The organism is Staphylococcus piscifermentans (assembly GCF_900186985.1).
GTDB classification, from domain to species: Bacteria; Bacillota; Bacilli; order Staphylococcales; family Staphylococcaceae; genus Staphylococcus; species Staphylococcus piscifermentans.
On the sequence record NZ_LT906447.1, the window covers coordinates 1,077,913 to 1,103,698 of the forward strand.

The 25,786-nt window shown below is 32.8% G+C and carries 25 protein-coding genes; 18 read left to right on the plus strand and 7 right to left on the minus strand.

The genetic code is table 11. The annotated features are described in order from the left end of the window. Positions 1-286: 286 nt before the first annotated feature. Positions 287-1,087, minus strand: coding sequence for a carbon-nitrogen family hydrolase (locus CKV71_RS04840; protein ID WP_095104397.1), 801 nt, complete (start codon positions 1,085-1,087; stop codon positions 287-289). A 224-nt stretch (positions 1,088-1,311) separates the two neighbouring features. Between CKV71_RS04840 and CKV71_RS04845 the strand changes: the two genes are divergently transcribed. Beyond that, positions 1,312-3,087, plus strand: a complete 1,776-nt coding sequence (locus CKV71_RS04845) for an SdrH family protein (RefSeq protein WP_231917566.1) — start codon at positions 1,312-1,314, stop codon at positions 3,085-3,087. Between the two features lie 92 nt (positions 3,088-3,179). Here the strand turns inward: CKV71_RS04845 and mroQ are convergent, their stop codons facing one another. After that, the gene (gene mroQ / locus CKV71_RS04850; protein WP_095104401.1) at positions 3,180-3,926 is read right to left on the minus strand and encodes an intramembrane glutamic endopeptidase MroQ; all 747 of its coding nucleotides are present in this window, start codon (positions 3,924-3,926) and stop codon (positions 3,180-3,182) included. A gap of 217 nt (positions 3,927-4,143) precedes the next feature. Here mroQ and groES point away from each other — a divergent pair, with 217 nt between their 5' ends. After that, positions 4,144-4,428 (plus strand): co-chaperone GroES, encoded by a 285-nt coding sequence (gene groES, locus CKV71_RS04855; RefSeq protein WP_095104403.1) that lies wholly within the window; start codon positions 4,144-4,146, stop codon positions 4,426-4,428. A 39-nt stretch (positions 4,429-4,467) separates the two neighbouring features. Further along, positions 4,468-6,090 carry a chaperonin GroEL gene (gene groL / locus CKV71_RS04860; protein WP_095104405.1) on the plus strand — a complete coding sequence of 541 codons (1,623 nt, stop codon included), beginning with the start codon at positions 4,468-4,470 and terminating at the stop codon, positions 6,088-6,090. Between the two features lie 631 nt (positions 6,091-6,721). On the opposite strand, the gene CKV71_RS04870 is transcribed toward groL, so the two are convergent. Both CKV71_RS04870 and CKV71_RS04875 read right to left on the minus strand, forming a co-directional pair. After that, the gene (locus tag CKV71_RS04870; protein WP_095104409.1) at positions 6,722-7,747 is read right to left on the minus strand and encodes a threonine aldolase family protein; all 1,026 of its coding nucleotides are present in this window, start codon (positions 7,745-7,747) and stop codon (positions 6,722-6,724) included. A gap of 449 nt (positions 7,748-8,196) precedes the next feature. Next, the gene (locus tag CKV71_RS04875; RefSeq protein ID WP_095104411.1) at positions 8,197-9,492 is read right to left on the minus strand and encodes an aminotransferase class I/II-fold pyridoxal phosphate-dependent enzyme; all 1,296 of its coding nucleotides are present in this window, start codon (positions 9,490-9,492) and stop codon (positions 8,197-8,199) included. Positions 9,493-9,697: 205 nt separating this feature from the next. Between CKV71_RS04875 and CKV71_RS04880 the strand changes: the two genes are divergently transcribed. The 6 genes from CKV71_RS04880 to pmtD all read left to right on the plus strand — a co-directional run bounded on the left by CKV71_RS04880 (position 9,698) and on the right by pmtD (position 13,634). Beyond that, positions 9,698-9,892, plus strand: a complete 195-nt coding sequence (locus CKV71_RS04880) for an SE1626 family protein (protein ID WP_095104413.1) — start codon at positions 9,698-9,700, stop codon at positions 9,890-9,892. A 164-nt stretch (positions 9,893-10,056) separates the two neighbouring features. Beyond that, positions 10,057-10,437 (plus strand): PSM export ABC transporter transcriptional regulator PmtR, encoded by a 381-nt coding sequence (gene pmtR, locus CKV71_RS04885; protein ID WP_095104415.1) that lies wholly within the window; start codon positions 10,057-10,059, stop codon positions 10,435-10,437. Continuing rightward, complete coding sequence (gene pmtA / locus CKV71_RS04890; RefSeq protein WP_095104417.1) at positions 10,434-11,324, plus strand: phenol-soluble modulin export ABC transporter ATP-binding protein PmtA; 891 nt, start codon at positions 10,434-10,436, stop codon at positions 11,322-11,324. The genes pmtR and pmtA overlap by 4 nt, the downstream gene beginning before the upstream one ends. Further along, positions 11,321-12,007 (plus strand): phenol-soluble modulin export ABC transporter permease subunit PmtB, encoded by a 687-nt coding sequence (gene pmtB, locus CKV71_RS04895; protein WP_095104419.1) that lies wholly within the window; start codon positions 11,321-11,323, stop codon positions 12,005-12,007. The genes pmtA and pmtB overlap by 4 nt, the downstream gene beginning before the upstream one ends. Positions 12,008-12,021: 14 nt before the next feature. Further along, positions 12,022-12,909: a phenol-soluble modulin export ABC transporter ATP-binding protein PmtC gene (gene pmtC, locus CKV71_RS04900; RefSeq protein WP_095104421.1), complete on the plus strand. Its 888-nt coding sequence runs from the start codon at positions 12,022-12,024 to the stop codon at positions 12,907-12,909. Further along, positions 12,906-13,634: a phenol-soluble modulin export ABC transporter permease subunit PmtD gene (gene pmtD, locus CKV71_RS04905; RefSeq protein ID WP_095104423.1), complete on the plus strand. Its 729-nt coding sequence runs from the start codon at positions 12,906-12,908 to the stop codon at positions 13,632-13,634. Before pmtC ends, pmtD begins: the two co-directional genes overlap by 4 nt. A 52-nt stretch (positions 13,635-13,686) precedes the next feature. On the opposite strand, the gene CKV71_RS04910 is transcribed toward pmtD, so the two are convergent. Further along, positions 13,687-14,250, minus strand: coding sequence for a thioredoxin family protein (locus CKV71_RS04910; protein ID WP_095104425.1), 564 nt, complete (start codon positions 14,248-14,250; stop codon positions 13,687-13,689). A 224-nt stretch (positions 14,251-14,474) separates the two neighbouring features. Between CKV71_RS04910 and CKV71_RS04915 the strand changes: the two genes are divergently transcribed. From CKV71_RS04915 to CKV71_RS04925, 3 genes are all read left to right on the plus strand, one after another. Next, positions 14,475-14,954, plus strand: a complete 480-nt coding sequence (locus CKV71_RS04915; RefSeq protein ID WP_095104427.1) for a hypothetical protein — start codon at positions 14,475-14,477, stop codon at positions 14,952-14,954. Between the two features lie 164 nt (positions 14,955-15,118). Beyond that, on the plus strand, positions 15,119-15,688 hold the full coding sequence (locus CKV71_RS04920) for an HAAS signaling domain-containing protein (RefSeq protein WP_231917550.1): 570 nt from the start codon (positions 15,119-15,121) through the stop codon (positions 15,686-15,688). Continuing rightward, positions 15,685-16,521, plus strand: a complete 837-nt coding sequence (locus CKV71_RS04925; RefSeq protein ID WP_157738590.1) for a DUF4097 family beta strand repeat-containing protein — start codon at positions 15,685-15,687, stop codon at positions 16,519-16,521. Before CKV71_RS04920 ends, CKV71_RS04925 begins: the two co-directional genes overlap by 4 nt. 55 nt (positions 16,522-16,576) lie before the next feature. Here the strand turns inward: CKV71_RS04925 and CKV71_RS04930 are convergent, their stop codons facing one another. Next, a complete protein-coding gene (locus CKV71_RS04930) occupies positions 16,577-17,620 on the minus strand; it encodes a C45 family autoproteolytic acyltransferase/hydrolase (RefSeq protein ID WP_095104433.1) in 1,044 nt (347 codons plus the stop codon). 431 nt (positions 17,621-18,051) lie between these two features. Between CKV71_RS04930 and CKV71_RS04935 the strand changes: the two genes are divergently transcribed. Beyond that, the gene (locus CKV71_RS04935; protein ID WP_095107244.1) at positions 18,052-18,225 is read left to right on the plus strand and encodes a hypothetical protein; all 174 of its coding nucleotides are present in this window, start codon (positions 18,052-18,054) and stop codon (positions 18,223-18,225) included. A gap of 53 nt (positions 18,226-18,278) precedes the next feature. On the opposite strand, the gene CKV71_RS04940 is transcribed toward CKV71_RS04935, so the two are convergent. After that, positions 18,279-18,680, minus strand: a complete 402-nt coding sequence (locus tag CKV71_RS04940) for a YolD-like family protein (RefSeq protein ID WP_231917568.1) — start codon at positions 18,678-18,680, stop codon at positions 18,279-18,281. 173 nt (positions 18,681-18,853) lie between these two features. Between CKV71_RS04940 and pglS the strand changes: the two genes are divergently transcribed. The 5 genes from pglS to CKV71_RS04965 all read left to right on the plus strand — a co-directional run bounded on the left by pglS (position 18,854) and on the right by CKV71_RS04965 (position 25,368). Continuing rightward, entirely contained in the window at positions 18,854-19,888 is a 1,035-nt protein-coding gene (pglS, locus tag CKV71_RS04945) for a 6-phosphogluconolactonase (protein ID WP_095104435.1), read from the plus strand. A gap of 396 nt (positions 19,889-20,284) precedes the next feature. After that, the gene (locus CKV71_RS04950) at positions 20,285-21,616 is read left to right on the plus strand and encodes a glucose-6-phosphate isomerase (protein ID WP_095104437.1); all 1,332 of its coding nucleotides are present in this window, start codon (positions 20,285-20,287) and stop codon (positions 21,614-21,616) included. A 22-nt stretch (positions 21,617-21,638) separates the two neighbouring features. After that, the gene (gene gndA, locus CKV71_RS04955) at positions 21,639-23,042 is read left to right on the plus strand and encodes an NADP-dependent phosphogluconate dehydrogenase (protein WP_095104439.1); all 1,404 of its coding nucleotides are present in this window, start codon (positions 21,639-21,641) and stop codon (positions 23,040-23,042) included. Positions 23,043-23,258: 216 nt separating this feature from the next. After that, positions 23,259-24,731 (plus strand): glucose-6-phosphate dehydrogenase, encoded by a 1,473-nt coding sequence (zwf, locus tag CKV71_RS04960; RefSeq protein WP_095104441.1) that lies wholly within the window; start codon positions 23,259-23,261, stop codon positions 24,729-24,731. Between the two features lie 298 nt (positions 24,732-25,029). Next, positions 25,030-25,368, plus strand: coding sequence for a winged helix-turn-helix transcriptional regulator (locus tag CKV71_RS04965; protein WP_095104443.1), 339 nt, complete (start codon positions 25,030-25,032; stop codon positions 25,366-25,368). The last annotated feature ends 418 nt before the right edge of the window (positions 25,369-25,786 follow it).

Genomic DNA, 25,786 nt, shown 5'->3' on the forward strand with positions numbered 1-25,786 from the left:
GAGTATAAGCACTAAATTGTTTAATTATTAGTAGGAAGGGATGTTTGTCCTTGCATTTCCTTCCTATTCCTAATAACGCATCTATTGGATAGAAATTTTAATAGAGACGTTATATTAAAAATTATCGTGAGCATCATTAAATTTATCATATATCGGTAAATTCACTAAAATTTTTCATAATTAATAACATCCCCAAAAATAGATAGAAAAATAACTGTAAACATTCCCTTAATAATAAGTTTAATAGCCCGTGAGTTCCTCCCAAACTCACGGGCATTTTTTGCGTTTAATTATCATATTTATAAAGGGAAGGCTTACGATTTTCGAACACTGGAATATTTTCACGTTGTTTTGTTACTTCAGCTAGATTAATATCCACTGTTAAAGTTTCTTCTTGTTCGCCAGCCTCTGCTAGTATTTCACCATTCGGAGTGATTACCATAGAATGACCTGCATATTCTGTTCCGCCGTCTTTTTCAAACCCACAACTATTGCAAGCAACGACGAAGCTGTCATTCTCAATGGCTCTACTTTGTAATAACGTTCTCCAATGATTTAAACGAGCTTTAGGCCACTCTGCTACATAGAAGAGAATATCCGCTCCATTAACTGCGGGATGTCTCGCGATTTCAGGAAATCTTAAATCGTAACAAATAATTTGAGATGCTTTGACATTTGGAGTCAGCTGAAAAGCATAGGGGACTTCTTGTCCGCCGTTTAAGAAAAGATGTTCATCTAGCATCGGCACAAGATGAATTTTATCATATTGATAAAGAAGTTCTCCTGTATTACTGACTGTAAATGCGGTGTTATAGACTTGTTGGTTTCTGCTATTTGAAACTGATCCCGCAACAATTGTGACATTGTATTGCTGACTTAATTTCTGGATAAAAGGAAAGTTCTCTTGTAAATCTTGATCTGCTAATTGTTCCAATTTATCTAAAGCGTAACTGTTATTCCACATTTCGGGTATGACTGCGATTTCTGTATCTGAGTCTAATTGCTCTGAAAACAGAGCTTCAATTTTTTTCTGATTGGCTTTTGTCTCTGCAGGTTGAATATTGAATTGGAAAAGTTGAATTTTCATTTTGCGTCATCTCCCTCACTTTTATATTCACTTTACTAAATTACAGACTGAAATTCCAATGTTGCAAATATTCAAATTACTCTTGCATACAATAGTAAATATTACAAACTATTAATAATATTAATAGTTCATTTCAATCAATCCAACTTATAGAATTTATCTTCATCTTCTTATATACTTAAATTGATTACTATATTTTTGTAAGAAGGGAGGTGCTTTTTGTGATGAAAAATAAAATTATAAAAAATCTATCAATTTCAGTAGCAGCAATTGGATTTCTTTTCCCATTTGCACATCTTAATGCTTCAGCTGCAGAAGCTCAAAATAATAATGAAGTTCCGCAAGTTAATATGACGACAGAGGATAATAATGATGTATCACGACAAAATTCGAGTCAAAATAGCCAACATACACAGAATCAAGATGTTCAACCTCCAAACAAGCCAGAAATAAATAATGACGCATCTGATCCAGCAACTAATGTACCAAAACAAGACGAAAATAATAACCCAGCAAGCACAGCCGATGATGATCGTACTCCAAACAAAGAGGAAGCGTCACATCCAAATTCTTCAGGTGCTCAAGAAACATCAAATAACGAAACAAACGGAAATCAAACACAAAATTCTAATAACCCTTCTGAAAAAACAGATGAGAATGCAGCAGGTCCAAAACCTAATACCAATACGAATAATGCATCAACTAATAACGAGAACAATAGTGCAGGTAAAAGTTCTGAAGGGCATCAACCTGATGAATCAAAATCTCCTGCAAATAATACTAAAGATGAAAATGCTGGAGAACCTAATCACCCGAATGCGTCTTCCAATGGACAAGGAAATGGAAATACGCATCCTACAAACACTGGAGAACACAATGAAACCACAAAACCGAATCAACAGCCGGGCAAAAGTGAGGGGAATTCATCCAATGTAGACCCGAATGACGGTAAAGGTGGTAGCGGCAGTCACTCAACGCATGTTAAGAATGATGGTTCTGAAAAAGAGGGCACAGGAACTGCCCAACCAAATAAAGGTACTGAACAACCAGAATCACCGAACAAGCCTAAACAACCCCACCCACCAAAAGGGAATCAAAATCCGAAAGTACCATCTCAGAATCATCAAACACCAACGCCTCGTCCTCAACCTGACTGGAATAAGAATAGCCAGCAAACTACAAATACAACTGGCAGAAAAGAAAACAATCAATATAAAGAAAAGGGTGGAAATGCAAAATCACCGAATAATTCTAATAAAATTCCAACTAGAAATTGGGATAGCTATCCTTTTCCAAAAACGAGCGGAACAACTGAACAGCAAAATGAAAAGAGTACGAGTCGCAATTCATGGAAAGGCAACTTATATAATAACTTGACTCAGTCTCCAACTCAGCAAAAAGCATCTGATGAGAGAATCCATAAGGCCAGTCAATATCTAGTGCCTTTTACCACTATGAACTTAGCAGGCAATCGCTTTGGACATATCGTAACGGGATCCTTTAAATATAATCCGTTTGTAATCAATCAAGTGAGCCGCATGAGTGAAGATAGTAAAACCACTGAAGGCGATATTCATAGTGCTTTAGAACATCAAAATTTTGCGAGTAATAGGGATTTAAATAACCTTCAAGAAAGTACTGGTTATTTTAAATATCAATTTTTCAATCCTGCAGATGCCCAACAATATTACGATAATCTAGATGTGCAAGTATTAGGCTTGATTACTGGAGATATTGGTTCAATGCCTGATTTAAAACGTACTAAGAAAAGTGCTAATTTCGAAGTAGGGTCAACTAACAATGCTAAAGATTACTCAGAAAAAATTGATAACACTCAAAAAGAGGAAAAAGAAACTAAAACAGAAAGTGAAAATACTGAAAAAAGTCACCCTCGTCTAATCGCTACATTGTTAGCAACATTCGGAGCAGCGTTTATATGGTTTATTATTTTAATGTTTATTCATCGCAGAAATGATGATAATCAAGAAAAAGAAGATTAAATTGATGAGGACTGTCAAAGTTGATAACTTTGGCAGTTTTTTTCTATATAAAAGACCTGATATACGTTTGAATTGTATATCAGGTGATAATATTAAGTAAGAAAAATATGTAGAATCATCTGCATAGATTCTTGCATTTCTTTTATTTTATCGGCAAACAAGAATTGTATAATCACAACATAGCTGTTCATCAGAATGTGAATACATATTGGCACAGCAATGCGTTTAGTATAAATATAAAATCCGGATAAAATAAAGCCCATACCGAAGTAAACAATAATAAATGACGGATCGTTATGCGCCGTAGCAAATAAGGCCGAACTTACCGTAGCGGCAATGATAAAACGAACCACTTTATTACCTTTCAGTATTTCGTAGATATTTCCGAAAATAACTTTTCGGAAAACGAATTCTTCTAGAAGAGGACCTGCAATAGTCACTAGAATAATGAAAATCGGAGCTTCTTGAATCATTTTCATGATGCCAGTAGTATTGGGACTCGGTTGATCCACTTTAAAAACAAATTGGTTAATCAATGATGCAATCACTTGATAAACCAATACGACGATTAATCCTACGAGGGCCCACGGTATAACGAAACGTTTCTTTACTTTATCGTTGGCCAAATCGAGATGTGTAGGATTTTTTACGTGGTTATTCATCCATAATATTAAAATTGCGGCGACAACCATTAAACCAACTTGCGTATAGGATGTAGCAAGCATTAAGGATTTGCCTTGCAGTCCCTTGTATACACCTGCACTGTAAAAACCTTGAACTCCGAATAATGCACAAGCATATACGATTAGGGTAAGTATTGAAAACCATAATCGTGACATAAGTTTCAAGCCTCCAAATTTATAATTACTTCTATTCTATACTAAAAGAAGGATAGACGAAAATATAATTCTTAATGCTTGATGTTTTGACCAATGTTGATTAATATAAGAAGTGAATTAGCACTCTTGAATTGAGAGTGCTAAAGCAACTGATTAATAAACAATAAAATTAAAGATTTGAAATGCAATATGCAACATATCAGAGGAGGAACGTTTCATGCTAAAACCATTAGGAAATCGCGTGATTATTAAAAGAGTCGAAAGTGAACAAACAACTAAGAGCGGTATTGTATTAACTGATAAAGCTAAAGAGAAATCAAATGAAGGTAAAGTAATCTCTGTTGGACCAGGTAGATTATTAGATAATGGTGAGCGAGTAACTCCAGAGGTCAAAGAAGGAGACATAGTAGTGTTTGAACAATACGCTGGCAGTGAAGTGCAAGTAGGAGAAGAGAAATATCTTGTAATTAACGAAGAAGAAGTTCTTGCAATCGTTCAATAAAAATAATATCAATCACACTTACACAGGAGGCTACAATATATGGCTAAAGAAATCAAATTTTCTGAAGACGCACGTCAATCAATGCTTCGCGGAGTAGATCAACTTGCGAATGCGGTTAAAGTTACAATCGGACCTAAAGGACGCAATGTCGTTCTAGACAAAGAATACGGCGCACCTTTAATTACAAATGACGGTGTCACTATTGCTAAAGAAATCGAACTTGAAGATCCATATGAAAATATGGGAGCTAAATTAGTTCAAGAAGTTGCAAATAAAACAAATGAAATTGCTGGTGACGGTACAACTACAGCAACGGTATTAGCACAAGCTATGATTCAAGAAGGTTTAAAAAACGTAACAAGCGGAGCTAATCCGGTAGGTTTACGTAAAGGTATTGATAAAGCAGTAACAGAAGCGGTTAAAGCTTTACATGATCAATCTCAAAAAGTTGAAAATAAAAATGAAATTGCGCAAGTTGGTGCAATCTCAGCTGCAGATGAAGAAATCGGTCAATACATTTCTGAAGCTATGGATAAAGTAGGCAATGATGGCGTTATCAGTATTGAGGAATCTAATGGTTTCAATACAGAATTAGAAGTGGTAGAAGGTATGCAATTTGACCGTGGCTATCAATCACCTTATATGGTGACAGATTCTGAAAAAATGGAAGCAGATTTAGAACGTCCTTATATTTTGGTTACAGATAAGAAAATTAGTTCATTCCAAGATATTCTTCCTTTATTAGAACAAATTGTTCAATCTAATCGTCCTATTTTAATTATTGCGGACGAAGTTGAAGGTGACGCTTTAACAAATATCGTGTTAAACCGTATGCGCGGTACATTCACTGCAGTAGCAGTCAAAGCACCAGGTTTCGGCGACCGTCGTAAATCTATGCTTGAAGATATTGCTATCTTAACAGGTGCACAATTTATTACTGATGATTTAGGCTATGACTTGAAAGATGCAACTGTTGATATGTTAGGTACTGCTAACAAAGTTGAGGTTACTAAAGATAACACTACAATTGTTAACGGTGACGGAGACAAAAATTCAATTGATGCACGAGTATCACAATTAAAATCACAAATTGAAGAAACTAACTCTGATTTCGACCGTGAAAAATTACAAGAACGTTTAGCTAAATTAACAGGCGGTGTTGCTGTAATCAAAGTAGGGGCTGCTAGTGAGACAGAATTGAAAGAACGTAAACTTCGTATAGAAGATGCATTAAACTCAACACGTGCAGCTGTTGAAGAAGGTATCGTAGCTGGAGGCGGTACTGCATTAGTGAATGTTTATAAACAAGTAGCTGACATTGAAGCGGAAGGCGATGTTGAAACAGGTATCAATATCGTATTGAAAGCTCTTGAAGCACCAGTTCGTCAAATTGCTGAAAATGCTGGTTTAGAAGGTTCAATTATTGTTGAAAAACTTAAACATGCTGATCCAGGTGTAGGCTATAATGCCGCAACAAATGAATGGGTAAATATGTTAGATGCAGGTATCGTAGATCCTACTAAAGTAACACGCTCAGCATTGCAAAACGCAGCAAGTGTAGCCGCAATGTTCTTAACTACAGAAGCAGTAGTAGCAAAACTTCCTGAAGAAAATAATGATGCAGGCGGCCCAGCAATGGGCGGAATGCCTGGTATGATGTAAAATAGATGCTAAAGTATTGGTATTATAACGTTTACGTTTAACAATGGTATAACTATGTGAATAATTTTTTAAGGCGTTTCTCATAAGATTAGCAAATCTTTTGAGAAACGCCTTTTTTATTACTAACTCTAGTGGTTTTAAATAATTTATTTTTTGATAATATGCGTGGCTAGACTTAAATTATAATGTATAATTTAAGATATATAAAGAGAAAAAGGAGATAAAGAATGTGGAACTTTTAGCACTTTTTATATCAATAGGATGTACCTTTTATATTTGTAAAAACTTATTTTTAATTTCCCTCAATTATGTAGGAGAGTTTATATATTCGCTTCACATTTCTAGATCAGAGGATGGAAATCAATTTATTGGTCTAGTGAGTACTATAATCTTTACTCTTATAGCTTACTTCATAATATTGATTTTGAGTTATATAATATTTAAAAGGTTTTTCCTGATTCCGATAATAGCACTTTGTTTATATTTTAGATTTGGAACGGATGCTGGTAAATGAATAGATAATGAGAGCTTGCTTCACGTTTTTCTTTATCCTAGTAGGAGATGGCGGGCTGGGACAGAAATAATTTACATTTAATATTATAACTATCCCGCTCTCCAACAAAAAATATCTTTAAATCTGTTCTATAAGAAAATCTATATCTTTTTCACGTGTAGCCCAACTTGTAGCGAAGCGTACAATTTTGTGCTCCTCATCATATTTTTCCCAGCACGTAAATTTTACTTTTTTGCTGAGTTCAGTAATTGTATGATTATCAATTAAGAAAAACTGTTGATTAGTAGGGGAATCTATATATAATTGATAACCCTTATTTACAAAAGCCTTTTTAATCTTCATCGCCATTTTTACAGCATGAATGCTGATATCAAAGTATAAGTTGTTCGTAAATAAAGTTGAAAACTGCACACCCACAAGTCTGCTTTTTGCCAATAGTGCACCATGTTGTTTGATAACAGTATTGAAATGTTGAGGTTTGTATTGATGAGAAAATACAATGGCTTCTCCGCACAATGCCCCAATTTTAGTGCCGCCTATGTAAAATATATCTGCTAAGCGAGCTATATCTTTAATATCTATATCAGCGTCAGCACTTACCAAACCATAACCTAAACGTGCACCATCGATATAAAGAGGAATGTTGAAGCTCTTACAAATGCGAGATAATGCCTCAAGTTCTGATTTTGTATAGAGTGTGCCGTATTCTGTTGGATAAGTAATGTAAACCATCCCCGGCGTGACCATATGTGTGTAGTTAGAGTCTTCATACAAGTCGTTGATATATTTTTGTACTTGAGCTGCCGTGATTTTTCCTTTTTTAGATGGGAGTGTAAGTACTTTATGTCCTGAAAACTCAATTGCACCTGCCTCATGTACATTGATATGGCTTGTATCTGCTCCGATTACACCCTCATATTTCTTTAAAACCGCATCGATAACTACTTGGTTTGTTTGTGTGCCGCCGCTTAAAAAATACACAGATGCATCTGGTTGATCAATTACTTCTTTAATTTTTGCAATAGCTTCTTTACTGAATGAATCGTTACCGTAGCCTGGTTCTTGTATGTAGTTCGTTTCGACAATTTTTTCTAAAACCTTTTCATGTGCGCCTTCTAAATAGTCATTCTCAAATGAAATCATATGTTCATCCTCCATTATATATTGCATTGCAATTTAGTAATATTTATATATTTTAACAGGTTCTGTCTCGTCTACCAAGAAAATTTTGTAAATATTCAGAAATTTGTACTAGACAAATCTTCGCGATTGCTTTGGTGTCGGAACTCATAAAGAACAGTTTAGAAAGGCATATTGTTTATTTTGAAAAATGAAGGCTGGGTAAAAATCGATAAAGATGCAGGAACTGTTAATTTAAATCAAAATAGAGTGAAACCTGGCAAGTATAACTTGAAATTTAAAGAATTTTAAAATGGGTATGAGAAACAAAATAAATATAAAGGTTTTATTGTGCCGAAAGAATGGAAGTAAGTTAGTAGTAAGAATATTTTATAAGAACTAAAAAACTCCCTATAAAGCAGTTAAAGCTTTATAGGGAGTTTGCTATTTAATACAATCAGTAATTTTAAATATTAAGCTTTCAAGTCCGCAATACCTTTGGCAATTGAATCGAAAACATGTGGGATATCATCTTTTTCGATACAGCTGAATGCGACGCGGATGTCAGTATCATTTAAAGCAATTGTACCAATTGAGTATTTTTCAATAAGGTGCTTACGTAATGTTTCGGCATTGACGCCATTAACTTGAATGGCCATAAAATAGCCAGAATTGAAATCATACGTTTTCCAAGCATCTTTGTATTTTTCATCATACACAACTGATTTAGTAACTTCATAACGTTCTTTAAGTGTATTTATGTGTTTTTGGACATCTTTATCAAATTGTTCGCGATGTTCAGGTTGCAACACATATTTGACAGCACTTTGTGAAGGCATTGGTCCGCTAGAAATATTGCTACGAATTAAACCTTTCACTTTAGCTTCAAGTACCGCTTTCGTCATCTCATCTTGAATTCCGAAAGTGATAAAGCCGACACGTAATCCCCATGCGAAGAACTCTTTAGTGGCTCCATCTAATCTAGCAGGCAAGATATTAGGTGAGTCGATTTGTGTTAAAGCCGAGAAAATAGATTGAGTATAAACATCTTCATAGAAAAGACCGAAATATGCATCATCTATAATAGCAATAACTTTAGTTCCGCGTTCTGCAAGCTCTTTAATTGCTTCAGTGAGTGACTTAACTTCTTCAGCAGTAGGTGTATATCCAGTTGGGTTGTTAGGATAATTTAATAATAAAATCACTTTATCATTTTTGTAGTTCTTAAGTGCATTTACGAACCCATCAGTCGTATAATGATTATCTTCATCGAAAATTGAATAAGTTTGTAATTCGGCACCGTGACGTGTATTGAAAATTAATTTATAGTTTCCCCAATTTTGTTTAGGTAATAATACAGTGTCTCCTGAATTAACAAATAAATCTGCTAATAAAGATAATCCATGTGTTAATGCATTAGTTACGACAGGTCTGGAAATCTGCTTTTGTGTTAAATCAGTATTCTCTTGTAGAATCTTCTCTTCCCAAAGACCACGTAATTCTTCAATACCTTGAGGCGGTGCATATGGAAAAATTTCATCTGGATCAAGATGTTGATATAAATCATAGATAGTTTGAGAATAAAGTTTTCCGTTATCATCGGTAGCCATACCAATTGTCGCATTGTACTTAGTAGTTTTTGCTTCTGCTGATTGAGATAAAATACCTTTGGGATAAAACATGTGTTTTCCTAAATCAGAAAGCATATCCAAAATGACAGGATTGGATTGAGTCAGTTGCTCATTTAAGTCTAGTGCTAATGGGTTCATAATAAATTCAGCCTCACTTTTTAAGTCTTAATTTATTACTATCTTATCTTGAATACGTAGAAATATAAAGTATAGTTATAGAAATTTCTGCCAAATTGACACATTTTTTTATCTAAAGAAGAAAATGAAATAGCTTTCATGAATTGTTGCAAGATATGTACGTACAGAAAATATTTGTTATAATCAACTTGTTTGAGGTGAAAAAATGAAACATTTAACAAAAATCTTCGTTGTTATTGCGTTGCTATGTTTTGCGGTAAGTATCTATTTTCAAACGGCCCATCAGGAAGGTTCGGGCATCAAATTAATGCTTGCAGCAATTATGTTTATGATTTGCGCTTTTATTAGTCGCAATAACGATAGAAGAAAAAGGGAAAGAGATAAGTTCAATAAAAAGTAACTGCATTTATATTTTAAATGCGGTTACTTTTTTTATTAGTGTATATATTATTTATACACACTTTGAGAGGTGATTTTACTAAATTAGCATTAAAAGCATTATAAATTGTAGACATCGTGTATATATGTGTGTATACTGTGTATATACAGTTATGGAGGAGTTATATGAAAATACTGCTTAATAATAATAGTGAATATCCGATTTATGAACAAATCAAGCAGCAAATCAAAGAGAATATTCTTAAAGGCTACATTTCACCTGGCGAACATCTTCCATCTATGAGAGAACTGGCAAAGGATTTAAGTGTGAGTTTAATTACAACTAAACGTGCTTACGAAGATCTGGAAAAAGATGGATTTGTGACCACTGTGAGAGGGAGAGGCACTTTTGTCAAAGAACAAGATAACGCGATATTGAAGGAAAAACAATTTATAGTGATTGAAGATTTGACTAAGTCATTAGTCAAAGAAGCAAAGACAATTGGCATGTCGCTTGATGAACTGACTGAAATTTTATCGCTGATTTATGAGGAGGAAAGAGAATGAATCAAAACGCCATTGACGTAAAGCATCTTACATATCAGACTAGCAACTTTGAACTTAGTGATATTTCATTTCACGTGCCAAAAGGTTATGTCACTGGTTTTATTGGTTCAAATGGTGCAGGGAAGACAACATTGATTCGTTTGATTATGAATCTTCTTTCACCTGACTCCGGTACTATTCATATGCTGGGCGCAAAAATGCCGAACTTTGAAAAAGAAATCAAAGAAAAAATAGGCTTTATCTATTCAGAGTTATATTTAAATGAAAAATGGAATATTACGAAGTGCGAAAAAATCTTTAGTCTGATGTACAGCACTTGGGATAAAGCATTATTTGAAAAATATATCGCAAAATTTCAACTACCTTTAAATAAGAAAATCAAGACTTTTTCTACAGGAATGAAGATGAAACTCTCATTTGCGATTGCTTTCAGTCATCATGCAGAACTCTATATACTAGATGAACCGACAGCGGGTTTAGATCCAGTAACTCGTAATGAAGTGCTTGAAATTATTCAAGATGAATTAATAAATGAGAAAAAATCGGTTTTCTTTTCTACACATATTATCTCAGATATTGAAAAAATAGCAGATCATCTTGTTTATCTTAAGAACGGTGAAATTATCTTTGATGAACAAAAACATATTTTATTGAATAAATATCAAGTTATACGTGGGAATATCGAAGACCTTGATGAAGAACTAATGAGTTATATTATCAATTTGAAAATAAAGCAAACAGGTTATGAAGGTTTAACTAGAGAAGCAGAAGCATTTAAAGAATTATTCGGTAATCGAGTAGTAATTAAGCAACCTAGCATTGAAGAATTAATGGTGAATATCGAACAAAGTGGATTAGATACGATTAAATTAGGTGATATTCTATGAAAAAACTCATTATACGTAATTTAAAACTAAGGCAATCATCATTGATACTCTATTTGATTTTACTGGTAATCTCGCCTATATATCACTTGTTTATTGATAAAAATACAATGATTGGAGGCTTTTTTTATTCAATTATTGCTGTAATTATAATGTTTATTTCTCTTTTTGATTGCGGGAACGCCTTTAGGTTGCAATTTAAATTGGGCGGAAACAAATCTTATTATTTTAATCACAGCTTGCCCTTTAGCGCTAAAGAACAAACCGATGCGCATTATTTAACCACTGTTATTATGTCTCTAGCTGGCGCTCTAATTTTACTTTGCTATTATGATATTCCGGCAAGCGGGGAAATTAATGGTGTAAATATGACTACTCCTTTATTTTTCATTGCAATAAATTTAATAGGACACGCGATTGCGTTTCCTAAGTGTTCTGAAATCAGAAGAGATTTTATACCCTATTGGGGATTTGTAGTTGTGATGAATCTTATTATGCCGTTTGTAATTACCTTTGTAATGTTTGGTGTAGTCCGTATTACAAAACCTGCGAAAATGACAGATAGTTTTATCAATAACTTTATAAATGGCTCGGGTATTTTGTTATTGATTCTAAGTTTAGCTTTCTTTAGTTTTACTTATTTAAAGCAGTTGAAACGAATTAAAAAAGCGAAACAACTACATTAAAGGAGGTAATTTTAATGAAATTAGAACATATCACCAAGCAATATGGCGATAACAAAGTATTGAATGATATTGATTTTAACTTTGACGACAGTCGTATTGTTGGATTAATTGGTAAGAATGGTGTTGGTAAAACAACTTTAATGAAAATTATGAATGGCAATATTATTAATTATAAAGGAAAGGTAGATTTATCTCCTGAGGATAGAGTAGGTTATTTAATTGAACATCCTAAACTTTATGACAATAAAACGGGATTGTATAACTTGAAAATATTTGCACAAGTTTTAGGTAAAGGCTTTGATAAGGCCTATGCTCAAAAGATTATCGATGCATTCGGTATGGCACCTTATATCAAAAAGAAAGTTAAAAAGTACTCAATGGGGATGAAACAAAAGTTAGCAATTGCAGTTTCATTAATGAACAAACCGAAATATTTAATCTTGGATGAGCCTACAAATGGTATGGATCCTGATGGTTCAATAGACGTATTAGAAACAATTCAAAAGCTTGTAAAAGAATTAAATATGCATATCTTAATTTCAAGTCATAAACTGGAAGATATTGAATTGATTTGTGATAGAGCTGTTTTTCTAAGTGACGGTCATTTTGTTCAAGATGTTGATATGTCACAAGGCACACCTCAAGATACAACTGTTTTAATGTTAGGCCATGATTTGACAAATGAACAGTTCAAACAAGTATTAGATTTCTTAACTGTGCACTTTAAAATTCTACAGAGTCACAAAGAATCAGGAGAAATATCTCTTAAAGCTATAAAAGACTATAAGCCTTTATTAAAAGGTTTGGCAGGTTTAGAAATATTCCCTGAATATATCGAGACACGTAAAACTTCATTAAGAGATACTTACTTTAATATTAATCAAAGAGGTGAGAAAAAGTGAAAATCTTTCAATTAGTAAAATTTGACATAATTAGTATTTTAAAAAGTCCGCTCACTTATTTGGCATTCATTTTAACTCTCTTACCGTTAATCGGTATTACAGCTTTGATTAATCAACAAATGCATAAAGTTAATGCTAATACGATTATGTCAGCGGGTAGTTGGTTCTTCTCTATAGTAGGATTACTCTTTGTGATTAAAACAATTACGAGAGATATTGGACAAGGTACGATTCAGCTTTATTTGAATAAAGTCAGCAGTCGTGTTAAATACTTTATTGCTAAAGTAATTTCAATTATGTTTATCGCTTTATTAATGACAGGTATACTTGATTTGTTTGTATATATTGTCCAAAGTGTTACGAAAGGGCCGGATCTCAAGGATGAGAAGTTTATACAAATTTTATGGTTCTATTTGATTTTCTTCTTATTCTTTGGTTTGTTGCTGTTCTTGATTTCTTTAATTGTACCTAAACCAGCACTTATTTATGCACTTGGTATTTTCTTAATATTAATTGTGCCATTTGCAGAACCTTTCATACCTATGATTCCAAAAATCGGAGATGATATTCAAAAATCTTTAAAATATATTCCGTTTAGTTACTTAACCAGCAAAACAACCTCTGGCAGTTATACATTTTCACATTGGCAATGGTTTATCTCTTCAGCATCGATTGTGGTATTCTTTATCGCAAATGCATTGTACATCTCACGCAAAGATATATAATTGGAAGAGCCGGAATAAATCAGCTATGCTGCATTCCGGCTTTATCTATGCTTTAAGGGTTGAGTAACTTATCAATGATTGAATTATACACATCTTTCCAAAGATTAGAATCTGTTTTGAAACGATTAGCAATTACCGTGTGTACTTGCTGTGCTTTTTCCTCATAATCAGGATCTTCTTTGCTTGGTAAGTAATCTTTACGTGTTTTTTCTACAAAAGATTGAACAGAAGTTGCGCGTGGTCCCCAAACATTTTCTTGCTCAAAGTTATCGTTTAAGAATATAAAGATTGGAATTGAGCGTGATTTGCCATTAGTTAAATATTGATCAATTAAATCAGTGTCTTGGTCTCTGTGAAAGACATGGACTTCTAAATTTAATAATTCACTGATGTGCTTCAAAATTGCAATATTCATCATGGCATCCCCACACCAATCTTCTGAAATTACAAGTACTTTGTTATAATCTTTATGTTTAATTTTATTGATACGTTCATCATCTTGCGGTACTGAAAAATCATTGTAAATTTTTAACAATGCTTCCTTATTTTCGTTCATTTGCTCAATGTACGTGCTTAGATCTTGGCTGTTTTTATAGTACGTTTCTAAATTTGCCATGCTCATACCCCCTTCGTATATTATAAATATTATAGCAATTTTTAATAAGGAATAAAAAGGAAAAGTTTAGAAAATTCAAATATTTAAAGTTTGTGGTTAAAACCCTCATTATTTGTGAAAAAAATGATTACATAGCACAATTTAGAGAGTAAATAATAAAAAAGTAGTATGATAGAGAGGAAAATAGAACAAACTTAATTAAATTAAAGAAAGTGGTGAATTCTATGAGAAATAAGCTGGTTGCAATGACTGTATTTATAGTAATCAGTGTAGTAACTCTATTAATATCAGGGTATATTAATAATACAAAATCAGTCGACTTATCTGAACTGAAAATTGATAATTTAAAAGTAAATGAAAAATTTAATGAAAAAGGATTTAAAGTGAATCACGAGATTCAAGTCGATCGCTACAAATTTTATTATAATGAAAAGCACCCTGATTTTATGGTGAAAGTGGATAAAAAATCACAACGCATTAAAGGGATTATGCTGATTAAAGATAATAAAATTGGAACAAATCAAAATTTCACAGTAGGGGATTCTATCGATGATGTAATACAAGCATTAGGAAGCGGCTATCAATTGAGTAAGGGAAAAAATGATTATAAAACTTTAACTTACTCAGATAAAGATAACCATCTTAATTTGAAAGTTTTATATCAAAATGATGAAATTCGCCGAATTGAATTTTATAAATGGTAAATTTATTTTTGAAGGTGGCGTACTTCGATAATCCAAGGCGTCATCTTTTTTTGTTAGAAAAATTTATTATTTAGTACATAGACCATAAACATTTTATATGTTTTTAAAGTTTAAATATTTTAAAGCTTTGTGAGTTTAAAGTATAATATAGGGAAATCTGGGAGGTGGACCAATTGAACAAAATTACATTTTTAAATGACTTAGAAAGCGAATTGAGATGGTTGCCCAGAAAAGAACAAGATCGAATTATGTTTCATTATGAAGATATATTTTATGAAGGAGAACGAAAAGGACGTTCTGAAGTTGAAATTTTAGAAAGTATGGAATCTCCTAAAAAAATCGCTAAAGAGATTTATGCTCAGCATGCAATTGATAATGCAGAAAGCGCTCCTAATGCTCAAAATGTTACCAAAGCAGTATTAGCAACTGTGGGTATAGGATTGCTGACTTTAGTGATTATATTAATTCCTTTGATTTTTGTAGTAATTATTATGCTTGCTATGCTGCTTATTTCACTTGTCTTGCTGTTATCACCGATTATTATGGCATTTGCAAACATTTTAGATGGCTTTTCACATTTTCTATTTAGTGACTTCTTATTCTCGATTGGTTATTTGGGCCTAGGTATTATATTTATTGTTTTAATATTTAAATTAGCTGAAATTCTGTATAAATTAATTTTAAAATATTTACGATGGAACTTAAAACTAATAAAAGGGAGCATGCAAGGATGAAGAAATTATTGATAATCGGAATTGTCATATTTATTACTTTCTTTTCACTCGGCTCTCTGGTTTGGTTTGTGCATGACAAAAATATCTTACCTAATGAAAAAGTACATAAAACTTTTACTGATGAAAAAGTTCAAGATATTACGATAAGTGGTAAAAAGGCGAATATTAAAATTGTTCAAGGGGATAAGTTGAAATTGAATTACAATGGTGAAAAGCCAATTAACTATTCAATTCACAATGGTATTTTAAAAATTTCTGAGAAACAAAAGAATGATATTGCGCCTACTATCAATCCCTTTAAGCAGAATAAGCAAAATATGATTATTGAAGTGCCAAAGAAAAAACTGCAAGATATTAATATTTCGACGGATACTGGAAATATTGTAACAGATAAATTAACAGCTGAGACAGTTACAATTTGGAATAATGTTTCTAATATTAATTTTATTAAAAGTCGCTTTGACAACATAGAGGTCAAAGCAGAGTCTACGGATTTAGACTTTGATCGAACGACGTTAAAAAATGGTAATGTCAAAATTCAAAATGGTTCAATTGCAGGTACGCAATCAATAGTACAAGACAGTGTATTTATAATTGAGAACGGAAACATCACTTTAAACAAGATGGCTGATGCGTGTGATTTAAAATCATTTGCCAAAAAAGGAAGTATCAGCTTCTCGTATAAAAATGTGCCTAAAGATACGTTATTAAAATTAAATCCATCCGATGGGAAAAAGGTCATTAATAACCCGTACTTTAAGGATGAGAAGGTCGGCAATGGCGAGAACGTTCTTGAGTTTTACACTAATCACGGTGATATAAAAATTAATTAATAGAGTAGGGACAAGATGATAAAGCCTTATTTAAGGTTCGTCTTGTCCCTTATTATTATTTAGAGGCAAATTGTATATCAGTGTCGATAACACCTTCAATTGTTGTCATATCAAGTTCATTACCTTCTAACCATCTAGCAAAGTCAATTTGGATAGGAACACCATTTTCCCCTAAAGCTAACCAAGCTTGCATAGTTTCAGGTTGGTACAAGCTGGTATGAATTGTTCCAGACCAACTACTGAATAATTTGCTATAAATTTCATAAGATGGGTTATTAAATAATTCAAAAGCTTTTGCTTTATCCATGTGGATATTTGTCTGCTTTAAAGTACGACCGAGTCGCTCTTTAGATTCTTTAGTATAATTTCTATTTTCATGAGTTAATAATTTAAAATGATTAGTACAAGTGCGATCATATCGTACACTGATATCACGGGGAGAGACTTCGACAATTGCGTGATTCAAGTTTTTATCCATCACGATATAACTAAACGAACTGCGGTGTGGAAGTTCTTTCAATAATCGTATGGCTTCATCTGTATCTTTGCATAGTTCTAAAATCAGTCTTCCAATCATATAACACACAAACCCGTTCGAGGGCTTTTTGCGATGCATGAAATTATATCCCATAGCTAAACCAGCAGAATTCAGTCCATCCATTCTTCCTGTAATTCTTGAAGTAGGTCCGATTTGGGCTAAACCGCCATCATAAGGTTGATACAGTAAATAGCGGCCGTCATAAGTAGCAGGATGATAGTCATAATTCCTGACAAGATAATCATTTCCTAAAAATACTGTGCATCCGCTATCTTTTTTAATCGGCGTAAATCGATAGTGCGCAAAATTGAAAACAATTTGTCTTATAGGTATTTCAAGCACTTCACGCATACCAATTAATTCCTCCCATATTTGTGGAGCGTAAGTTTGGAATATCTCATATGTTTCGTTAACATCTATATCAAAACGTGGCAGACGTTTTTTCCATTCTTTTTCTCGATTTTGAAGTAAGCGGGTTTGTTTCATCCATTTACCTGTTTCTACTCCTAAATCAAAATGTGATCCTCGAAAAGTCATGATATCTGAGTAAACTTTTTGCATTGTAATATCCCCTTAATTTTTTGTATTTACAAATGTTACAATAATGTAATTTTTTATTAATAGACTCTAGAAATAATTGTGTATTACAATATAGTCAGTAGATAGAAAGCACAAATGTCACTTGAAACGCGAAGCAAACGTTCAGAGGTGATGGATATGATTCAAGATTATTATAACAGAGCTTACTCTGCTGTATACAGATGGTGGAGAGGCGCTTAATACTTAATCTTTATATAAAACGAAATAGTAAACTTGATTGCAGCAGGTTTCTTATTTCGTTTTTTTACATATATTTTCTCTATATTTCAGTAAAATAAATTCTAGATTGAATGCTTGAATTCAAACATATCAGGGTATATGTTTTAATGATGAATTTAAGTGTGCTATTATTACAATATGCAGGCTATTATTTTTATAGAGGTGAAAATAAAATGTTAGACTTTATTAAAGGCTTTTTCAAATTCTTCTTCAGCTTAGCACTTATCGTGTCAGTTGTTGTCGGCGTAGGTGTAGCAGTATTCGCTTATGTCTTTAAGAAAGATTTTGAAGACATTGAAAGAAGAACGAAAGAAATCGTTTCAGATATCGAATCTGGAAATGAATAATTAAGAGATGGAGCACTTGTCGATTTAATCGGCAAGTGCTTTTTTCGTTTTTACTAGAGGAGCAAAGTGATGTGAACGATATCTAATAAAGATAGCTGTACTGGTTGTAATGCTTTTAAATCTTTGCCGATGAGAAGTTGCTCTAAGTAATCTATCTTTGTCGGCATTAAATTTAAAGCATGTATCCAACCATTTTTAAAGTAACGTACCTTAATAGCAGTTTGAGTATGGAATGCCGTTTGAATCTGTTGATTGAGTTCGTAGATTTGATCTTCAGATAAGACGGGACGTTCTACTTTGGTTTGATCTACAGCATATTGATGTAAGCGTTCAAATTGCTCTGGCAAAGTTGCGAAAGGGGCCCATTTCACCATTCCTCTTCCTTGAGGGATATTTGTTTCTAATTGGCTGCGTGGGATTTTTCGATAATCTGTTTCCGATTGTGAGTCCTTCAAAGATATCACCTGCTTGTGGTTCAAGTTGATAATTTCATTATACGAACGTTCGTTCGTATTTGCAAGTTTAATTCTTAACTTTTTTTGAAACTGAAAATAGAGAGAAATAACTGAAGTATTATCTTTTTTAGCGGGAATATCTTACAATGAATAGTAATAAAGGAGGTTAAACAATGACTAAATCAGGTTACATTGGATCTTATACGAAAAAAGAAGGAAAGGGGATTTACCGTTTCGTATTGGATGAATCGAAAGCTGCAATTGAAAAAGTAGAAACAGGATTTGAAATTGAAGCTTCGACATACTTAGCAAGAAAAAATCAATTCTTATATGCCATTACAAAAGAAGGCGAGCGCTGCGGCATTGCTAGTTTCCGCGTTGAAAATGATGGGGAATTAGTATTGCTGAATAAATGTTTAGATTCTGTTGAAGGAACAGGATGTTATATTTCTGTATCTGATGATGGAGAATATTTATTTGAAGCGGTTTACGGAGCAGGCATCATTCGTTTATATGAGTTGGATTCTGCAACAGGTGAAGTAGTAAGTTTAATAGAAGAACTGAAACATAACTATAAAACAGGACCACATGAGAGACAAGATCATCCGCATGTACACTATGCACATCAAACGCCTGATAAAAAGTTTGTGGCTGCTTGTGATTTAGGGACAGATCGTATTGTAAGTTATTCCTTTAATGAAAATGGATATGATGTAGCAGCCATTTCAGAGTTTGAAGCAGGTTTTGGTCCACGCCATATTGAATTTCATGAAAATGGCAAATTCGCATATGTGGTACATGAAATAGCCAATAAAGTCAGCGTAACTCAATATGTAAATGGTCATTTTGAAGAAATTGCCAATTATTCTACATTACCTGAAGAATTCAAAGGTGAAAGCAAGTTGGCAGGCGTCCATTTATCACATGATCAACATTACTTATATATTAGCAATCGTGGTCATGATAGTATTGCAGTTTTTGCAGTCAATGAAAAAGGTGATGAGCTGGAATTTGTAGAAATTGTACCGAGCGGTGATGAATTTCCACGTGATTTCAACATCACAGAAGATGATAACTACTTAGTGTGTGCTCACCAAGAAGGCAAGTATAAAGTTACTGTTTTCGAACGTCACCCTGAAAGCGGCAAGTTGAGTTTAACAGATGGCCAACATCATGCAGCAGAAGGTGTTTGTGTTATTTTCGATTAAAAAGAAAACAGTTTTGAGCTAGGTTAAATTATAAATATAAATTTAATTAAAAGTCGGTGAAAACTTCGAGGGTTTTTATCGACTTTTTTATTTTAAATTTTCTCTGCTGTAATAATAAAATACTAATTACTAAATAACTATTTGAATAATAAGTGATACTCCATTTTTACTCCATCATCAAATGCTTTAACTTCTTACTTTAGTTTCAAGACATTTTCCTTTGCTTTACTAATTCGCAATTAATGCCATTGTTAATGTTGCAAGGTGACAAAAATTGCAGTGTTAACAAAGGAATTAATTATTGTTATAAATATATTTGTAATAGTTATTAGGAAGTTCCGAAAAATTTAAAACTTATTTTTGTAAAGAGTATGAATAACAGGGAGGCAAATAATCATGACTCATATACAGCTAGACTACGGTAAAGCTTTAGAATTTTTTAATGAACATGAATTAGAACAACAAAGAGAAATAGTTAAAACAATACACGATATGATGCACGAAGGTACAGGTGCAGGAAATGATTTCTTAGGTTGGATAGATCTTCCGGTTGATTATGATAAAGAAGAATTTTCACGTATTTTAGAAGCAGTGAAACGTATCAAAGAACATTCTGATGTATTAGTAGTAGTCGGAATTGGCGGTTCTTACTTAGGCGCACGTGCTGCAATTGAAATGTTAAGCTCTGCATTCAGAACAAGTGACGAATATCCTGAAATTGTTTTTGCAGGCAACCATTTATCATCTACTTATTTAAATGACTTGATTCAATATTTAGATGGCAAAGATTATTCAGTCAATGTCATTTCTAAATCAGGTACTACTACAGAACCAGCAGTTGCATTCAGACTCTTTAAACAACTATTAGAAGATAAATATGGCAAAGAAGAAGCAAAACAACGTATCTTTGCGACAACTGATAAAGAAAAAGGTGCTTTGAAACAATTAGCTACAAATGAAGGTTATGAAACATTTGTCGTTCCTGACGATATTGGCGGACGTTACTCTGTATTAACAGCAGTAGGTTTATTACCGATTGCTGCAGCAGGTATTGATATTAACACAATGCTGCAGGGTGCTGCTAAAGCAAGAAATGAATTGTCTTCAGGCATATTAGAAGATAATATTGCATATCAATATGCGACTATCCGCAATATTTTATATGCAAAAGGTTATACAACAGAAATGCTTATTAATTACGAACCTTCAATGCAATATTTTAATGAATGGTGGAAACAATTGTTTGGTGAATCAGAAGGTAAAGATTTCAAAGGTATCTATCCTTCAAGTGCTAACTATACAACTGATTTACATTCACTAGGTCAGTATGTTCAAGAAGGTCGTCGTTTCTTATTTGAAACTGTAGTGAAAGTAGAAAAACCTAAATACGACATTGCAATTGAAAAAGATAGTGACGACTTGGATGGACTAAATTATTTAGCTGGAAAAACAATCGATGAAGTTAATACTAAAGCTTTCGAAGGTACAATATTAGCACACACTGACGGAGGCGTGCCTAATTTAGTGGTTAACATTCCTAAATTAGACGAAGAAACATTTGGTTATTTGGTATATTTCTTTGAGCTTGCTTGTGCGATGAGTGGTTATCAACTAGGAGTGAATCCATTTAACCAACCTGGTGTAGAAGCGTATAAACAAAATATGTTTGCGCTATTAGGTAAACCAGGATTCGAAGAAAGAAAACAGGAATTAGAAAAAAGACTATAATATACAGAAAGGATGAAAAATAGTGAAACATAATATAGGTGTTCTCGGGCTAGGAGTAATGGGCAGAAATCTAGCTAGAAATATTAAGTCACATGGTTATAGTGTTTCCGTTTACAGTATATCAACTGACGAAATTCATAAATTGATGGACGAAACTGAGAATGAAATAACACCGACTTATACTATGGAAGAATTTGTCAATTCACTTGAAAAACCACGCAAAATATTATTAATGGTAAAAGCCGGCGAACCCACCGATAAAACAATTGAAAAATTAGTTCCGCTGCTAGATAAAGACGACATAGTTATTGATGGTGGTAATACAAATTACCAAGATACAATTCATAGAAGCAAAGTTTTGGCTGATGATGGTATTAATTTTATAGGTATGGGCGTGTCTGGAGGAGAAGTAGGAGCGCTTAATGGACCATCATTAATGCCAGGTGGCCAAAAAGAAGCTTTCGATAAAGTGAGTGATATTTTACAAGCAATTTCAGCTAAAACAGAAGATGGCACACCTTGTGTATCTTATATAGGACCTGATGGATCAGGGCATTACGTTAAAATGGTGCATAACGGTATCGAATATGCTGACTTGCAACTAATTGCAGAAAGTTACGCAATGATGAAAGATGTATTGCACATGTCTCATTCTGAAATCGCTAAAACATTTAAAGAATGGAATAAAGGTGAGCTAGACAGTTATTTAATCGAAATTACTGGTGAAATCTTTAATAAATTAGATGAAGACAGTACACCATTAGTTGAAAAAGTAATGGACAAAGCAGGACAAAAAGGTACAGGAAAATGGACTTCTATCAACGCATTAGAATTGGGAGTTCCATTAACAATTATTACAGAGTCAGTATTTGCACGCTTTATTTCTTCAATGAAAGAAGAACGTGTCGAAGCTTCTAAACGTTTGGAAGGACCATCACCTAAATTTAATGGTGATAAAGATGAGTTTTTAGAAAAAATTCGTCAAGCATTATATATGAGTAAAATTTGTTCATATGCTCAAGGATTTGCTCAAATGCGTAAAGCAAGTGAAGAATATAACTGGAATTTACAACTCGGCGACTTAGCAATGATTTGGAGAGAAGGTTGTATCATTCGAGCACAGTTTTTACAAAAAATAAAAGAAGCATTTGATAAAGATGCAAACCTGCAAAATTTATTGTTGGATTCATACTTTAAAGACATTGTTATCAATTATCAACATGCATTACGAGATGTAGTAGCAACTAGTGCGCAAAATGGTGTCCCAACACCTGGTTTTTCAGCGAGTATCAATTACTATGATAGCTACCGTTCAGAAAATCTACCTGCAAATTTGATTCAAGCTCAACGTGATTATTTTGGTGCACACACATACGAACGTAAAGATCGTGAAGGTGTATTCCATACACAATGGTCTGATCTTTAAGAAAAATATTTATGTAATTCAATTATGAACTAAATGGAAAATAGGTAACCGTATAGGTTGTTAACAGGACGGCGAAATGATTTTAAGCAAAAATTATTTCGTCGTTCTGCCCCAACAAAGCTATTAAGATAGCTACTACAAGTTTAGAGTGAGGAGCTGAGACATAATTATGTCTCAGTCCCAATCTAAGCATCAAATCAGAAAGAAGGGTTGATTTTGAAAAAGAATATTTCAGCTTTAATTACAATATTTGGAGCAACGGGGGATTTAAGTTATCGCAAATTATTTCCATCAATATATAATTTATTCCAAAAAGGATACTTTGCTGAATCTGTTGCCATTATAGGCGCAGGAATAGATCAACTGACTACAGAAGAGTTCAGAAAACAAGTGAAAGCAGCGATACAAAACCATATTGATAATCCAGAAAAAGTTGAATCTTTTTTAAAGCATCTATTTTATAAACAACAAGATGTTAATGACACAGCAAGTTATGAATCATTATTGCAATTAAGTCAAAAATTAGAGGATCAATTTAATTTAGAAGGAAATCGATTATTTTATCTAGCTATGTCGCCGAATTTTTTTGGAATAGTAGCAAAAAATTTAAAAGATTCAGGTCTTACAAATACCAAAGGATTTAAAAGAATTATTATTGAAAAACCATTTGGGGATAACTTAAAATCTGCAGAAAAATTAAATAATCAAATAAGAAATTCATTTGAAGAGGATGAAATTTTTAGAATCGATCATTATTTAGGCAAAGAAATGATACAGAATATTGAGCGATTGCGCTTTGGTAACACTATATTTGAACCTCTTTGGAACAATAAGTATATTTCTAATATACAAATTACTTCTGCTGAAACATTAGGAGTAGAAGATCGCGGGGGCTACTATGAATCGAGTGGCGCATTGAAAGATATGGTACAAAATCACTTATTACAAATGGTTTCTTTACTTGCAATGGAAACACCGAATAGTAGAAATAGTAATGATATAAGAAGAGAAAAAGTTCAAGTGTTAAAAGCATTAAAAAATGTAAAACCTATTGAAATTAAGCGGAACTTTGTACGTGGACAGTATGATAAAGGTATAATTAATAATGAACCTGTCCAAGCGTATAGAAGTGAACCTAATGTGGACCCAAATTCAACTACAGAAACATTTGTGGCAGGAAAAATAGAAATTGATAATGTTAGATGGGCCGGTGTTCCATTTTATGTGCGTACAGGGAAACGCATGAGTAAAAAATCTATACAAATCGTTATAGAATTTAAGAAAAACCCAAGAAATTTATACTATGAAAATAATGAAGATAATGCGGCGAATTTATTAGTCATCGATGTACAACCTAACGAAGGATTTTCATTATGTGTTAACGGTAAGAAGAGTGATCAAAATAATGAAATGCAAAGTGTTAAACTTCCTTACACAATGCCAATCAATGATAAGATGAATACTGTTGATGCCTATGAAAACCTTATCTTTGATGTATTGCTTGGAGATCAAACAAACTTTACACACTGGGATGAATTAATGTACTCTTGGTTATTTATAGATGAAATTGAAAAAGTATGGAGTTATGAGCAACCGAACTTCCCTAACTATAAAGCGGGAACTAACGGACCTGAAGAAAGTGATGAGTTACTTGAAAGAGATGGGTTGAGCTGGTGGAATAATTTATAATACTATTTGAGTAAATTATCTTTCTATTTATGGCTTACAAAATAAAACTGGTTGGAATTTAGCAGTTTAGTTGTTGAATTTCAACAGCTATTAAAAATACACTTTGCTATATTCAATTTCATTTAAATCGGCAATCAAAGTTAACTGTAAATCAACTTCAAATTGAATTAAGTTGTATGTTGCTTAATTATAGATAACCTCCTTAAGTCAACATGATGGCCAAAACTTTACCATCTAGTTTATATTTCTGATATTCATTTATTTCCAAGAATAATACAAAAAATAAAGGAGGAATAAAATGTTAATTGAATATAAAAACAGAGAATTTTATACATCTAAAGATTTAGCACTATCTGTTATTGGGGGAAAGTGGAAAATACCTATTATATATCATTTATTACAATCAGAAGTATTAAGACTCAGTGAACTTGAAAAATTAATGCCTGATATTAATCAAAGAATGCTCATTAGACAGTTGAGAGAGTTAGAGCATGATAATATTATTGAAAGAAAAGAATATCCTGTAGTACCACCAAAAGTTGAATATAAATTAACTAATATTGGAAGAGCACTTGATAAAGTAGTATATGCGATTTGCGATTGGGGAGACGAATTTCTAGAGGAAATCGTTAAATAAATTTTTGCCCAATTTAAACCAGTCCGTTCAAAAGATTATAATATAGAGTGAACTCATTAAACTGAACTTTTTAATTGAGTTATTTTTTCTAAGGCAAGATTCCTGCATTTAACAGGAGTCTTGCCTTTTAAGTTTTCTTTTTAGATTTGAGAAAAATTTGTGAAGGTCATATTTAATTGGAATAACTCAAAAGCGAGAGGATATTTAAAAGGAATAAGGATAAGAACAAAATGTCCAATGTTACTTTTCATCCTCGAAATTCCCGCCATTCTTAACGATAAATATAAGTTATCAAAATACATAATCTAAAATTATGTATTCGTTTTCACAAAAACATCTAAATATACAGAAAATTATGATAAACTTAATAAAACAATAGCATATCTAAGCAATAGATATATTTATTTTATTTAAATAG

What these genes read in the sequence shown, in the direction of transcription:
- CKV71_RS04840 (WP_095104397.1), bottom strand. Translation starts at nt 1,087, where the DNA reads ATGAAAATTCAACTTTTCCAATTCAATATTCAACCTGCAGAGACAAAA.
- CKV71_RS04845 (WP_231917566.1), top strand. Translation starts at nt 1,312, where the DNA reads ATGAAAAATAAAATTATAAAAAATCTATCAATTTCAGTAGCAGCAATT.
- mroQ (WP_095104401.1), bottom strand. Translation starts at nt 3,926, where the DNA reads ATGTCACGATTATGGTTTTCAATACTTACCCTAATCGTATATGCTTGT.
- groES (WP_095104403.1), top strand. Translation starts at nt 4,144, where the DNA reads ATGCTAAAACCATTAGGAAATCGCGTGATTATTAAAAGAGTCGAAAGT.
- groL (WP_095104405.1), top strand. Translation starts at nt 4,468, where the DNA reads ATGGCTAAAGAAATCAAATTTTCTGAAGACGCACGTCAATCAATGCTT.
- CKV71_RS04870 (WP_095104409.1), bottom strand. Translation starts at nt 7,747, where the DNA reads ATGATTTCATTTGAGAATGACTATTTAGAAGGCGCACATGAAAAGGTT.
- CKV71_RS04875 (WP_095104411.1), bottom strand. Translation starts at nt 9,492, where the DNA reads ATGAACCCATTAGCACTAGACTTAAATGAGCAACTGACTCAATCCAAT.
- CKV71_RS04880 (WP_095104413.1), top strand. Translation starts at nt 9,698, where the DNA reads ATGAAACATTTAACAAAAATCTTCGTTGTTATTGCGTTGCTATGTTTT.
- pmtR (WP_095104415.1), top strand. Translation starts at nt 10,057, where the DNA reads ATGAAAATACTGCTTAATAATAATAGTGAATATCCGATTTATGAACAA.
- pmtA (WP_095104417.1), top strand. Translation starts at nt 10,434, where the DNA reads ATGAATCAAAACGCCATTGACGTAAAGCATCTTACATATCAGACTAGC.
- pmtB (WP_095104419.1), top strand. Translation starts at nt 11,321, where the DNA reads ATGAAAAAACTCATTATACGTAATTTAAAACTAAGGCAATCATCATTG.
- pmtC (WP_095104421.1), top strand. Translation starts at nt 12,022, where the DNA reads ATGAAATTAGAACATATCACCAAGCAATATGGCGATAACAAAGTATTG.
- CKV71_RS04910 (WP_095104425.1), bottom strand. Translation starts at nt 14,250, where the DNA reads ATGGCAAATTTAGAAACGTACTATAAAAACAGCCAAGATCTAAGCACG.
- CKV71_RS04915 (WP_095104427.1), top strand. Translation starts at nt 14,475, where the DNA reads ATGAGAAATAAGCTGGTTGCAATGACTGTATTTATAGTAATCAGTGTA.
- CKV71_RS04925 (WP_157738590.1), top strand. Translation starts at nt 15,685, where the DNA reads ATGAAGAAATTATTGATAATCGGAATTGTCATATTTATTACTTTCTTT.
- CKV71_RS04930 (WP_095104433.1), bottom strand. Translation starts at nt 17,620, where the DNA reads ATGCAAAAAGTTTACTCAGATATCATGACTTTTCGAGGATCACATTTT.
- CKV71_RS04935 (WP_095107244.1), top strand. Translation starts at nt 18,052, where the DNA reads ATGTTAGACTTTATTAAAGGCTTTTTCAAATTCTTCTTCAGCTTAGCA.
- pglS (WP_095104435.1), top strand. Translation starts at nt 18,854, where the DNA reads ATGACTAAATCAGGTTACATTGGATCTTATACGAAAAAAGAAGGAAAG.
- CKV71_RS04950 (WP_095104437.1), top strand. Translation starts at nt 20,285, where the DNA reads ATGACTCATATACAGCTAGACTACGGTAAAGCTTTAGAATTTTTTAAT.
- CKV71_RS04965 (WP_095104443.1), top strand. Translation starts at nt 25,030, where the DNA reads ATGTTAATTGAATATAAAAACAGAGAATTTTATACATCTAAAGATTTA.